The organism is Microbacterium sp. (genome assembly GCF_047971895.1).
GTDB lineage: Bacteria > Actinomycetota > Actinomycetes > Actinomycetales > Microbacteriaceae > Microbacterium.
The window spans coordinates 1-12,944 of record NZ_JBKEAF010000077.1; the positions used below are offsets into that span (position 1 = coordinate 1).

12 protein-coding genes are annotated in these 12,944 nt (G+C 69.8%); 9 read left to right on the forward strand and 3 right to left on the reverse strand.

From position 1 onward, the window contains the following. From ACK5IN_RS06335 to ACK5IN_RS06365, 7 genes are all read left to right on the forward strand, one after another. Nucleotides 1–496: ABC transporter permease (locus ACK5IN_RS06335; protein WP_416895355.1), on the forward strand; the 496-nt coding region annotated here is incomplete at its 5' end. After that, nucleotides 493–1,392 (forward strand): ABC transporter permease, encoded by a 900-nt coding sequence (locus ACK5IN_RS06340; RefSeq protein ID WP_416895356.1) that lies wholly within the window; start codon nucleotides 493–495, stop codon nucleotides 1,390–1,392. The genes ACK5IN_RS06335 and ACK5IN_RS06340, both read left to right, overlap by 4 nt. Next, entirely contained in the window at nucleotides 1,389–2,348 is a 960-nt protein-coding gene (locus ACK5IN_RS06345; RefSeq protein WP_416895357.1) for an ABC transporter ATP-binding protein, read from the forward strand. Before ACK5IN_RS06340 ends, ACK5IN_RS06345 begins: the two co-directional genes overlap by 4 nt. Then, nucleotides 2,345–3,181 carry an ATP-binding cassette domain-containing protein gene (locus ACK5IN_RS06350; RefSeq protein WP_416895358.1) on the forward strand — a complete coding sequence of 279 codons (837 nt, stop codon included), beginning with the start codon at nucleotides 2,345–2,347 and terminating at the stop codon, nucleotides 3,179–3,181. Before ACK5IN_RS06345 ends, ACK5IN_RS06350 begins: the two co-directional genes overlap by 4 nt. After that, a complete protein-coding gene (locus ACK5IN_RS06355) occupies nucleotides 3,178–4,347 on the forward strand; it encodes a serine hydrolase domain-containing protein (protein WP_416895359.1) in 1,170 nt (389 codons plus the stop codon). Before ACK5IN_RS06350 ends, ACK5IN_RS06355 begins: the two co-directional genes overlap by 4 nt. Nucleotides 4,348–4,442: 95 nt before the next feature. After that, nucleotides 4,443–6,974 carry an ATP-dependent Clp protease ATP-binding subunit gene (locus ACK5IN_RS06360; RefSeq protein WP_416895360.1) on the forward strand — a complete coding sequence of 844 codons (2,532 nt, stop codon included), beginning with the start codon at nucleotides 4,443–4,445 and terminating at the stop codon, nucleotides 6,972–6,974. 159 nt (nucleotides 6,975–7,133) lie between these two features. Next, the gene (locus tag ACK5IN_RS06365) at nucleotides 7,134–7,895 is read left to right on the forward strand and encodes an LLM class flavin-dependent oxidoreductase (RefSeq protein ID WP_416895361.1); all 762 of its coding nucleotides are present in this window, start codon (nucleotides 7,134–7,136) and stop codon (nucleotides 7,893–7,895) included. Nucleotides 7,896–7,977: 82 nt separating this feature from the next. Here the strand turns inward: ACK5IN_RS06365 and ACK5IN_RS06370 are convergent, their stop codons facing one another. From ACK5IN_RS06370 to ACK5IN_RS06380, 3 genes are read right to left on the reverse strand one after another with little or no spacing between them, the layout of a single operon-like run. Beyond that, on the reverse strand, nucleotides 7,978–8,913 hold the full coding sequence (locus tag ACK5IN_RS06370) for an NYN domain-containing protein (RefSeq protein ID WP_416895362.1): 936 nt from the start codon (nucleotides 8,911–8,913) through the stop codon (nucleotides 7,978–7,980). Nucleotides 8,914–8,925: 12 nt separating this feature from the next. After that, on the reverse strand, nucleotides 8,926–9,828 hold the full coding sequence (locus tag ACK5IN_RS06375; RefSeq protein WP_416895363.1) for a diacylglycerol kinase: 903 nt from the start codon (nucleotides 9,826–9,828) through the stop codon (nucleotides 8,926–8,928). After that, nucleotides 9,825–11,438, reverse strand: coding sequence for an FAD-binding oxidoreductase (locus ACK5IN_RS06380; RefSeq protein ID WP_416895364.1), 1,614 nt, complete (start codon nucleotides 11,436–11,438; stop codon nucleotides 9,825–9,827). The genes ACK5IN_RS06375 and ACK5IN_RS06380 overlap by 4 nt, the downstream gene beginning before the upstream one ends. A gap of 35 nt (nucleotides 11,439–11,473) precedes the next feature. Between ACK5IN_RS06380 and ACK5IN_RS06385 the strand changes: the two genes are divergently transcribed. Beyond that, a complete protein-coding gene (locus ACK5IN_RS06385) occupies nucleotides 11,474–12,082 on the forward strand; it encodes a TetR/AcrR family transcriptional regulator (protein ID WP_416895365.1) in 609 nt (202 codons plus the stop codon). Next, nucleotides 12,079–12,944: FAD-dependent oxidoreductase (locus tag ACK5IN_RS06390; protein ID WP_416895366.1), on the forward strand; the 866-nt coding region annotated here is incomplete at its 3' end. The genes ACK5IN_RS06385 and ACK5IN_RS06390, both read left to right, overlap by 4 nt.

Here is a 12,944-nt window from a genome sequence, read left to right on the forward strand (position 1 = left end):
CCAGCATCCGGTCACTGACGTCACCGGCTTCGCACTGTTCGACGCCTTGATCACCGGCAACTTCGCGGCCTGGAACGACGGCATGCTGCACCTGATCCTCCCCGCGGTCACTCTCGCCGCGTATCCGATGGGGCTCATCGCGCGCATGACGCGCGCATCGATGCTCGAGGTGTTCGGCCAGGACTACGTCTTCACGGCAAACGCGTACGGCCTGCGTGAGTTCATGGTGCGCTGGAAGCTGGCGCTGAAGAACGCGCTGCCGCCCACCATGACCATCGTCGGCCTCGCCACCGCCTACGCGCTGACCGGCACGTTCTTCATCGAAGTCGTGTTCAACTGGCCCGGGATCGGGCAGTTCGCGGCGGGAGCGATGCTCGCCGTCGACTACCCGGCGATCCTCGCGATCACACTCCTGGGCGCGTTCGCCTACCTGCTCGCCAACCTTGCCGTGGACTTGGTCCAGGCCAAGCTCGACCCGAGGGCGAAGATCGCATGAGCACTGCCACGACCACCCTCACGCCGCTCCCGCTGCCGCAGCGTGACACCATGCTGACCCGCCTGGTGCGCGTCCTGCGCACCGACTGGCTCGCCACGCTCGGCCTGGCCATCATCGTGCTCGTCATCGGGCTGGCGTTCTGTGGGCAGTGGATCGCCCCCTACCCCGAACAGGGGATGGGCCAGACCAACGTGGCCACGCGCAATCTCGCGCCGAGCGCTGTACACTTGTTCGGCACCGATCAACTGGGGCGTGACATCCTCAGCCGGGTGATCATGGGCGCCCAGCCGGCCCTGACGATCTCGGTCGTGGTGGTGGGACTGGCCGCGCTCATCGGCATCCCCCTCGGCGCGATCGCGGGATACCGCGGTGGGTGGCTCGACGACCTGCTCATGCGCATCACCGAGGTGTTCCAGGCGTTCCCGCCGCTGCTGCTGGCCATGGTCATGGTCGCGCTGCTCGGCCCGAGCCTGCTCAACGCCGGAATCGCACTCGCCATCTGCTGGTGGCCCTGGTATGCGCGGCTCGTGCGGGCCGAGGCGCGCTCGCTGCGCGAGCGCCCGTACGTCGAGGCGGCACGGGCGATCGGCGTCCCCGCCTACCGGATCCTGCCGCGGCACATCCTCCGCAACTGCATGACCCCGGTGATCGTGCAGGCCACGGTCGATGTCGGTGCCGTCGTGCTGGCCGCGGGATCGCTCGCGTTCCTCGGTCTGGGTGCCCAGCCCCCGACGCCCGACTGGGGGCTGATGGTTGCCGAGGGGCGTGGTCAGATCTTCACGGCGTGGTGGATCTCGACGTTCCCCGGTCTGGCGATCTTTCTCACGGTGCTGGGTTTCAACCTGCTCGGCGACGCCCTGCGCGACTTCTTCGACCCGAGGCAGGTGAAGCGATGAACGAGCTGCTGCGCATCGAGGACCTCGAGATCGCCTTCACCGAACGCGGACGGCTCACCAACCGCCCGGTGCGGGGAATCTCGCTGACGATCTCGGCCGGCGACGTGCTCGGCGTGGTCGGCGAGACGGGGTGCGGGAAGAGCCTGACCGGGCTCGCGGTGCTCGGTATGCTGCCCCAGGGCGCTCAGCCGTCTGGCCGCGTGGTGATCGACGGCGTGGAGCAGCGGCTGGATCGCCCGTCGCCGGTGCGCGGCGACGTCGTGTCGATCGTCTTCCAGAACCCCGGCACGGCGTTCAACCCGGTCTTCACCCTCGGCCACCAGCTGCGCGCGGTGCTGCGGCGGCATCGTCCGGCGCGCGCCGCGGTGATGAAGGCGCACATCCTCGAGTACTTCGGTCATGTGGGGCTGCCCGATCCCGAGCGCGTGTTCGACAGCTACCCGCACGAGCTGTCGGGCGGGATGCTGCAGCGCGTCATGATCGCGCAGGCTCTGGTGACCGAGCCGAAGCTGCTCATCCTCGACGAGCCGACCACGGCGCTGGACGTGACCATAGCGCGGCAGATCCTGCAGCTCGTGCTGTCGCTGCGCGATCGGTTCGGCTTCGGGGTGCTGCTGATCACGCACAACCTCGGCGTCGTGCAGGAGGTCTGCGACAACGTCGCCGTACTCTACGCGGGGCGCGTGATCGAGTACGGACCGACCGATGAGGTGCTGCGCGACCCGGCGCACCCGTACACTCGCGGCCTGCTGGAGGCGCTTCCGGCGCGCCACGAGCATGGCGAGCCGTTGCATGCGATCCGCGGCAGCGTCCCGGCGAACCTGCTCGGCGTGACCGGGTGCGCCTTTGCTGCTCGCTGCCCGCGGGTCATCGATGTCTGCCACCAGGTCGACCCGGACCTGGAGCCGATCGGCGTCCTCCGCGAGGCCGCCTGCCTGAGAGTGGGGGAGTCGTGAGCGCACCGAGGGAGCAGCCTGAGGACGCTCTGGTCGTCGAAGGCATCGTCAAGGAGTTCCGCGTGCACCGCACCGTGTTCCGCGCGGTCGACGACGTGAGCTTCCGCATCCCCGCCGGCACCACCTTCGGGCTGGTCGGGGAGTCGGGTTCGGGCAAGAGCACGATCGCACGCTGCGCCCTGCGCCTGATCGTGCCGACGGCCGGGCGCAGCCTGATCGCAGGCCGCGACCCGGCGACGCTGCGGGGCCGCGCGCTGCGCGACCTGCGCGCCCAGACGGGCATGGTGTTCCAGAACCCTATGGCCGCGCTCAACCCGCGTATGCGCATCCGCGACATCATCGCCGAGCCGCTCGTCACGCATTCGCGACTCGGTGTGCGTCAGATCCGAGCGAGGGTGGATGAACTGCTCGATGAGGTGGGACTGTCGGCGACGCACGGCGATCGGCTGCCGCACCAGATCTCCGGTGGGCAGTGTCAGCGTGCAGGCGTCGCGCGCGCCATCGCGACCGAGCCCGCTCTCGTCGTGCTCGACGAGCCGACAAGCGCACTGGACGTCTCGGTGCAGGCGCAGGTGCTCAACCTGCTGCAGGGTCTGAAGCGCGACCGCAGCCTCAGCTACCTGCTCATCTCGCATGATCTGGACGTCGTGCGCTACATGAGCGATACGGCCGGGGTCATGCGACGCGGCGAGCTGGTCGAGTCCGGACCCGCCGATGTCGTGCTCACGCACCCGAGCCACGAGTACACGCGTCAGCTGCTGGCGGCCATGCCGTCCACCCCCGGGGTCGCGAGCACGATGCGCGGCCACGATGAGAGGAGCATCCTGCTGTGACCGACATCATCTCTGCGATCACCACACTGCCTCCCCGATACCCGTCGGCGCGAGAGCAGCCGACCGTCGACACGTGGCAGGAGGCCCCGCACAGCCGGTGGGCGTTCGCCCACGTGCACGAGTTCGTACCGACGACGCCGATCGCCGCGCACAGTGAGCCCAGGCATCCGATCGTCTCCCTCGACGCGCTGATCGTGACTGACCTGCAGGCCCGGCTGGATGCGGCCTTCACCGACGCATTCGTCGTCGTGCGCGACGGGTCGGTGGTGGCCGAGTACTACCGTGCGGGGTTCGGACGCCATGATCAGCACCTGTTGATGAGCGTGTCGAAGTCGATCTGCGGGATCGCCGTGGCGGCTCTGATCGACGAGGGGCTCATCGATGCGAGCATGCCCGTCGTCGAGTACCTTCCCGAGCTGATCGGCTCGGCGTACCAGTCGGCGACGATCCAGCACGTTCTGGATATGACCGTCGCGGTGGCGTACGACGAGGACTACACGAACCCCGATTCTGAGGTGCAGCAGCAGGATCGTGTCGCCGGCTGGCGCTCGATGCGTGAGGGCGACCCCGCGGACACCTACGCGTTCCTGCGCACGCTGCGCAGCACGGGCGCACCGGGGGAGCGGTTCCAGTACTGCTCGGCCGATACCGACGTGCTGGCGTGGCTGATCGAGGCGGTCACCGGACGTCGGTACGCGGATATCGTGGCCGAGCGCGTCTGGCAGCGACTGGGGTGCACGCACGACGCGTCGATCACGGTGGACCGCGCGGGGTTCACCTTCGCCAACGGCGGGATCTCATGCACCGCGCGGGACCTCGCGCGCATCGGTGAGCTCATGCTCGCGGGCGGCATGCTGAACGGCGAGCGCATCGTGTCGTCGGCCTGGGTGGCTCACACGCTCGCCGGCGGAGACCCCCGGCTGGCGCGGGGCTCGGCGATCACGAAGACCCATGCGAATGCGTCCTACCGCAACCAGTGGTGGTCGACGGGCAATGACCGGTGCAATGTCTATGCCGTCGGGATCTATGGGCAGTACGTGTGGCTCGACCCGCAGACGAACACCGTGATCGTCAAGCTCTCCTCGTGCCCGGAACCGGTCACGGTGGCGTGGAACGACACGCATGCGGCGCTGTTCCGCGATGTCTGCGAGGCACTCGAGCGATAGCGGGAATACAGCACACCCACAGTTGTTGAAGTTGATAGATGCATGCTCAAGTTGGTAAACTTGCTGCACAGTCGCTCAACTTTAATGGAGATGGGATGCCTGACAACTCGTTCGACGAATTCCTCGCCCGCTACCTCGCGGGGGAGCGGGCGCGCCAAGAGCGCTCTGTCGACCTCAGCCGCTTCCTCAGCGCACGGACGCAGGAGAGCCTGCAGCGCGCCGGCCGCTTCGCACTCGAACGCGGTCAGCACGAGCTCGACGCGCTGCACGTGCTGCGGGTCCTGATCGACCAGGCGCCGGCACGGGACGCCGTCGCGCGCCTGGGCGCCGATCCGCAGGCCATCGCGGAGGCCGCCGAGAGCCGCCTCCCGGCCGCATCATCGGCCGCCGACGCCGAAGCGGCTGTCGTGACCCCGGCCGTCCACCGTGCGCTGTTCCACGCGTTCCAGGTTGCACGGGCGTCGGGCTCCACCTACGTCGACCCCGAGCATCTCTTCTTCGCGCTCGTGCTCGCGCAGGACACGCCTGCCGGCCAGGTGCTCGCCCAGGCGGGCGTCACGGCGGACGCCCTGGTGCAGGGTGCCCGTGAGACGGTGGCGCCGAACGGCGCTCCCCTCGCCCCGCCGAGCGATGACGCATCGTCGGCGACGCCGATGCTCGACACCTACGGCACCGACCTCACCGCACTCGCCAAGGAGGGCAAGCTCGACCCGGTCATCGGCCGTGCCGACGAGATCGAGCAGACCATCGAGATCCTGAGCCGTCGCACCAAGAACAACCCGGTGCTGGTCGGCGACGCCGGAGTCGGCAAGACCGCGATCGTGGAGGGACTCGCCCAGGCGATCGTCGACGACGCGGTGCCCGAGCAGCTGCGCGACAAGCGTGTGATGGTGCTGGACCTTCCCGCGATGCTCGCGGGCGCCCGCTACCGAGGCGACTTCGAAGAGCGCCTCACCAAGACGATGGACGAGATCGCCGAAGCGTCCGGCGAGATCATCGCGTTCATCGACGAGGTGCACACCGTCGTCGGCGCCGGCGGTGGTGGAGACGGCGCGATGGACGCCGGCAACATCCTCAAACCGCGGCTCGCACGCGGTGACCTGCACCTCGTGGGTGCGACGACGCTGAAGGAGTACCGCACGATCGAGAAGGATCCGGCGCTCGAGCGTCGCTTCCAGCCGGTGAAGGTCGGCGAGCCGTCGGTCGAGGACGCCGTGCTGATCCTGCGCGGGGTCGCGCCCGCGTACGCGGAGCACCACGCGATCGAATACACGGATGCTGCGCTGCGCGCCGCTGTGGAGCTCAGCGACCGCTACCTCACCGAGCGGGTGCTGCCGGACAAGGCTATCGACCTGATCGATCAGGCCGGTGCGCGGCTGCGGCTGAAGCTGGGCGTGCAGGTCGACACGAACGCGTTCATGGAGCGACTCGCCGAGCTCGAGGCAGACAAGAATGCGGCCGTGAGCGCAGAGAAGTACGAGGATGCTGCGCGCATCCGCGACGCCATCGCCGACGTGCAGGCGAGGCTCGATGCAGCATCGTCCGTCCCGAGCGATCCCACCCGCTCCTCGAGCCGGTCGACGGGCGGCGTTGTGGACGAGCCCGAGATCGCGGCCGTGATCAGCCGGGCCACCGGCATCCCGGTTTCTCGCCTGACCGAGTCCTCGCGTGAGCGGCTGGCGTCCCTCGAGGACGAGCTTCACGCCCGGGTCATCGGGCAGGACGACGCCGTCACGGCGGTCGCGAAGGCCGTCCGACGCAGCCGTACCGGAATGGGCGATGCGCGTCGTCCGATCGGCTCGTTCCTGTTCCTCGGGCCGACAGGTGTCGGCAAGACGGAGCTGGCCAAGACGCTCGCGCAGAGTCTCTTCGACGACGATCACGCTGTCATCCGGTTCGACATGAGCGAGTTCGGCGAGCGGCACACCGTGTCGCGGCTCGTCGGTGCGCCTCCCGGTTACGTCGGGTACGACGAGGCCGGCCAGCTCACCGAGCGGGTCCGCCGCAACCCGTATGCGATCGTGCTGTTCGACGAGATCGAGAAAGCCCACCCTGATGTCTTCAACCTGCTGCTGCAGGTGCTCGACGACGGGCGGCTCACCGATGGTCAGGGCCGTACAGTCGACTTCCGCAACACAGTCATCGTGATGACGTCGAACCTCGGCTCGGAGTTCCTGGCATCGCGCGCCGGTGCGATCGGGTTCACGACGCACGGCAGCAGCTACGCCGACGACGACCTGCGCGACCGCGTGATGGGCAAGCTGCGCGAGGCGATGCGACCCGAGTTCCTCAACCGCGTCGACGAGATCGTGATGTTCCGCAAGCTCGAGCAGCCGCAGCTGCGCGAGATCGTCGGCCTCATGGTCGGCGCGACAGCGGCGCGGCTCGCCACGCGCGACGTGACCTTCGACATCACGGAGGCCGCCGTGGAGTGGCTCGCCGAGCATGGCTACGAGCCCGAGTACGGGGCGCGTCCGCTGCGCCGCCTGATCCAGCGCGAGGTCGACGACCGCATCGCCGACCTGTTCGTGAACGGCGGGCTGGCAGACGGCGGCGCCGTGACGGTGGATGCGGTGGACGAGCAACTCGTCGTGGCGGCCCGGGCGCTGGCGACCGCCGCGGCCTGAGTCCCCACCGGGGCTGAGCGCGCCGCGCGGACACGGCGCAACGTAGGACGTCGCGCGTGACCCGCCGCACTGGGGCTGCCAGCCCGCCGTATCGGCGGCAATGTCCTGTGTTGTGTCGGGCGACTGGCGGCGCCGGGGGAGTACGGGCATGCTCGAAGCATGACCTCTCTCCTCTCCCTCGGCATCGCCGGCGCGCTCGGCCCCGATGCGATCGCGCGGCTCGCCCCCACCGTCGAAGCAGCGGGGTTCCACGCGTTATGGGTCAACGACACCCCCGGCGCCGACTCCCTGGCAGCGCTCGCGGCTGCGGCACGCACGACCACCACGCTCACGCTGGCTACCGGCGTGGTGCCCGTCGACCGGCGCTCCACGTCCGAGATCGCCGCGCAGGCGCGCGATGTGCCGCAGGGCCGCCTCGTGCTCGGCATCGGCTCGGGCCAGTCCCGCACCGGCGCGCTCGCGCGGGTGCGCGCCGCGATCGCCGAGCTGCGCGAGCACACCTCTGCACGCATCCTGGTGGGAGCGCTCGGTCCGAAGATGCGGGCGCTCGCGGCGCGGGATGCCGGTGGCCCGCTGCTCAGCTGGCTGACGCCCGCCGTCGCGGCGGCGCAGGCCGACGAGGCACGTGCGCAGGGCACGCATCCGCACGTCGCGCTGTACGTGCGGACGGCGCTCGACGAGGCAGCCCTGGGTCGGCTGGAGAAGGAGGCCGCGCAATACGCCGGCTACCCCAACTACGCCGCGAACTTCGCGCGTCTGGGCTTCACGGCGGCCGACACGGTGCTCATACCCGAGGCGTTCGCCACCGGCATCCAGTCCTACCGGGATGCTGTCGACGAGGTCGTGCTGCGCGCGATCGTGCCCGGCGACGACCTCGCTGACTACGAGCGCTTCGTCGAGCAGGCGGCCGCCGTGCTCTGACCCGTCATCGGCACAATCGCGGAGATGACGTCGCCACCACGGCGATGGAGATCGCGACGATCGCCGGCATGAGTGACCTGCGTCAGCCCGAGATCAGCCGCACGTGCCGGATGTTTCCCTCCTCGCGCAGTTCGGCGACATCGGACTGTGCGCGGATGAAGTCGGTGAAGGAGCGGTGCCCCAGGTCCTTCTCGCTGAAGGAGGGATCCATGCGCTTGAGCAGGTCTTTCACGGCCGAGGCATTGACCCAGTCCTCGTCGGTGCGTAGCGTCTCAAGCCGCAGCGCGCGCTCGAGCAGCACGGATGCCGCTTCCTGCGGTGTCGGCGCCGGAGGCGCGGCATCCTTCTTCGCTCTCGGCTTCTTCGCCGTCGTCGATACTGCTGCCGGCTTGTCGTCGGTCGCATCCTTCTTCGCCGCCGGCTTCTTGGCCGGGCGCTCGGTCTCGGCCTCCGGCGGCACCGCGGGCACACCGGGCAGTCCGTCGTAGCTGGCGAACTCGTCGCACGCGGCAGCGAGCGACTTCGCCGTCGACCCCGCGACACCCACTCCGATCACATACCGCCCGAGCCGCTTGCAGCGCTGCGCGAGCGGCACATAGTCGGAGTCGCCCGACACGATCACCACGTGGGTGAGGTCGGGCAGGCGGAACATGTCTTCCACGGCATCCACCGCGAGGCGAATGTCCGCGCCGTTCTTGCCATATGCCGCTGCGGGAAACAACTGCACGAGGTCGACGGCGCGACCGACCAACTGCGTGCGGTAGTCGGCGTTCACCGGGGCCGACCAGTCGGCGTAGGCGCGGGTCAGCACGAGGGTGCCGAACGAGGCGGCGAAGTCGATGATCGCGCCGAGGTCGACGGTCGCGCGTTTGAGTCTGGGCGCGAAGTCGGCCGAGGGCTTGGATACCCCGCGGTCCTTCATGAACGACCCGCGGCCGTTGACCTGGTCGTAGCGGGAGATGACGATGTTGTCGAAGTCGATGTAGACGGCGATACGGGAATCGGATGCCTCGGGCATCTCTCCAGTGTGTCAGACGGTGGTGTCGGCAGCGGGTGCGAACAGTGTCAACGCGCCGGGAAGGGCATCGATGGTCAGTGGCAGCGTGCCGATCGGGTCGCCGTCGGCATACGCCGTCACGTTCGCAGCCTCGAGCCGAATCCGCCGGCCCCGGTACGTCTCGACCTCGGGGTGCTGCACGTGTGTTCCCTTGTACAGCGTGGGCAGCAGTCGCAGCAGGTGCAGCCGCCCGGACGGGCGAACCACGGTGAGATCGAGCAGTCCGTCGGCGACGTCGGCGTCGGGGCAGATGGGGATGTTTCCGCCGTAGGTACGGGTGTTGCCGACGCTCGCCATGATGAGCGGCCCGTCGACGCGCTCGTCATCGACGTGTACGGTGAACGGCAGTCCTTTGAGGAAGACGAACTCCAGCAGGATGGCGATGTTGTACCGCATGTCGCCCTTGGGCCAGCGCATGCGATTCGCTCGGTCGTTGACGGCCGAGTCGAAGCCGCACGCGAGCACCGTCGCATACACCTGCGTCGAGCCGTCCGCGCGGATGACCTGGGCGAGGTCGACCGCACGCGTGTCGCCGGCGTGGATCACATCGGCGGCATGCTCGGGCGCAAGCCTAGGGACGCCGAAGTGTGCGGCGAAGTCATTGCCGGTGCCGGTGGGGATCATCCCGAGCGGCACGCCGGAGCCCGCGAGCTCCTGCGCGGCGAGGTTGACGGTTCCGTCGCCCCCGACGACGGCGACCGCGTCGGTGCCGACCTCGACCGCGGTGCGGATGAGAGTGGATGTCTCGGCCGCACTGCCGCCGCTGATCTCGGTGACCGTGTGCCCGTGCGCGCGCAAACGCTCGACGGCTTTCGTCGCGGCGTCGGTGTGCGCCCCCGCCCGGGCGGCGGGGTTGACGACGACGGCGATGTTCACGGGATCAGTGTGCCCGGGTTGAGCGTCCCCTGCGGGTCGAGGGTCTGCTTCACCGCCCGCAGTACCGCGACGCCGAGGTCGCCGATCTCGGCGGCAAGATACGGCTTGTGGTCGGCCCCGACCGCGTGATGGTGGGTGATGGTGCCGCCGGCGGCGCCGATCGCACGTGACGCGGCATCCTTGGCCTGTGCCCACTGTGCAACCGGGTCGGCATCGAGAGGGGCGATGACGGTGAAGTACAGCGACGCTCCGGCCGGGTACACGTGCGAGATGTGGCACGAGATCAGCGGTCGCCCGTCGAGGGCGTCGGTGAGCGCAGCGGTGACCGCGGACTTCAGTGCATCGAGCCGAGCCCACGTGGTTGCCGTCTCGAGGGTCTCGGCGAGCACGCCGATGTCCATGAGGGTGTCGCGCAGTCCGGGGGCGTTGAATCGCCCGCGCTCCCACGAGCGTGCGGGGTCTTCTCCCCGTGGCTTGGCGCCGTGCGCGCGGAACACCGCGTCGAGCCGGGCGAGGGTGGCCGCGGCATCGTCGCCTTCGGCTGTGGCGATGGCCAGGCACCCGCTCATGCGGGTGAAGTGGCCGCCCATCGCCGCGTTGATGCGGGTTTCGGTCTCATCCGACAGGCGCAGCACGGTGGGCTGGATGCCACGCTGCGTCGCTTCGCGCACGGCCGCCGCTCCGGTGGTGAAATCGGGGAACGACCAGGCGCCGTACGCGGTGGTCGTCGGGATGGGCCGGATGCGGACGGTGACTTCGGTGAGCACGCCGAACGCACCTTCCGAGCCGAGGAACAGCTCGCGCAGGTCGGGACCTGCGGCGCTCGCCGGGCCGCGCCCCGCGTGCAGCTCGCCGACCGGGGTGGCCACACGCAAGGCGTGCACGAGGTCGTCGAAGCGCCCGTACCCGCGCGACGCCTGCCCGCTCGAGCGAGTGGCGGCGTAGCCGCCGAGGCTTGCGTGTTCGAAGCTCTGTGGGAAGTGGCCCAGGGTGTACCCGTGCCGGCCGAGAAGTTCTTCGGCCTGCGGGCCGGTGGTGCCGGCGCCGAAGGCCGCCAGCAGCGACGTCTCGTCGAGATCGAGCAGCCCCGCGGTGCGGGTGAGATCGAGGGCGATGACGGCGCGATGGGTGCCGGCATCCGGGTCCACTCCGCCGACGACGCTGGTGCCGCCGCCGAACGGGACGACGGCGATGTCGTGCGTCGTGCAGTGCGCCAGCACGGCAAGGACCTCGTCGTGGTCGGCGGGGAACACGACGGCATCGGGTGCGGTCTGGACGTCGTCGAGTCGGCGCGCAAGCAGGTCGAGGGTGCTCTTGCCACCCAGGTGCCGGATGCGTGCGGCGTCATCGGCGGCCGTCGGTGCGATCGCGGCGAGAGCCTCAAGCTGTGCGGTGTCGAGACGGGAGGGTGTGAGGGCGACCTCGCCGAGCCGCCGCGGGATTCCGCGCGGCTTGCCTTTGAGGATCAGCGCGAGAATCGGCTTGACCCCGGCGGGGAGGGTGGCGGCGCGCGACCCGTCGCCCCAGGCATCCCACTGCATGTCGAGTGCGGGAGACGGGCGCTCGATGGCCTCGTCCCGCGCGTGGTCCTCACCGGGTGCGGAAGTCATGTGCGACAGTATGACACAGCGTGTATGTTTGTCACATGATCGAGGTCGAGTCGCCGAGGGGTGCCACCGCGGACGGCACCGTCGCCGAGACCCGCGCTGTGATCCTGGGCGCGGCGCGTGCGGCGCTCGAAGAACATGGCGTGCGCCGTACGACGGTAGCCGACATCGCACGGCGCAGCGGAATGAGCCGTCAGACGATCTACCGCTACTGGCCCGACGTCACCGCCCTCTACGCCGACGTGCTCACCAGCGAGATGCGGAACGCCGTGTCCGACGAGACAACCGCCGGATCGCTCGACGGAATGGTCGAGGCGCTCGTGGCGACCGCCGCCCATGTCCGGGATCTGCCGCTGCTGCGCAGGCTGCGCGAGACCGATCCCGAGCTCCTCGCACGGTACATCCTCGAACGGCTCGGCACGAGCCAGCACGACATCCTCGCGCGCCTCGAACTGCTCGTCACCGCCGGTCAGGCCGCGGGTGTCGTCCGTGCCGGTCAGCCGCAGCGCATGGCCGCCATGGTGCTGCTGATCGTGCAGTCGGCGGTGCAGTCGGCGCCGCTCGTCGCGGACCGTCTGCCCGTGGGAGTGTGGGAGGCCGAGCTCGCCGCGGCACTACGCGGCTACGTGGGGGAGCCGGCGCGGTGACCGCGGGAAGAAGCCACCTCAACGCCGCGCGCCGCGCGCGGGACCTGGCGATGCTCGGCGACGACCCACAGGTCGACGTGCTCGTGATCGGCGGCGGCATCACCGGAGTGGGTCTGGCGCTGGATGCCGCGTCCCGCGGCCTGTCGACGGTGCTCGTCGAACGCCACGACCTCGCCTTCGGCACGAGCCGGTGGAGCTCGAAGCTCGTGCACGGCGGCCTCCGTTACCTGGCGTCGGGGCAGTTCGGCATCGCGCACGAGAGCGCCGCCGAACGGCACGTGCTCATGACGCGCACGGCGCCGCACCTGACTCGGCCCCTGGCGCAGGTCATGCCGCTGTTCGCTCCGGGGCATCGATACCGGGGCGCCTACGTCGGCGCCGGCTATCTGCTGGGCGATGCGCTGCGCCGTGTCGTGGGCACGCCGGGCCGTGTGTTGCCGCCTCCGGGGGTGATCGGCGCCGATGAGGTGTTGCGTGTCGCGCCCGCGGTGCGCGGCGACGGACTGCGCGGTGCGATCCGCGGATGGGACGGCCGGCTCGTCGACGATGCGCGGCTCGTGGTGGCGGTCGCCCGCACGGCCGCCGGGTTCGGTGCGCGCGTGCTCACGCGCGTCGCCGCCGTCGACGTCACCGGGAACGGAGCGACGCTGCGCGACGAGTTGACCGGTCAGACGCTCGCCGTGCGCGCCCGGGCGGTGCTCAACGCCGCCGGCGTGTGGGCGGGGCAGGTCGATGCGAGCGTACGGCTGCGACCCAGCAGGGGGACGCACCTGGTGCTCGACGCGGCGCGCTTCGGCGGATCGGACGTCTCGCTCACCGTGCCGCTGCCGGGATCGCGCAGCCGTATGGTGTTCACCCTTCC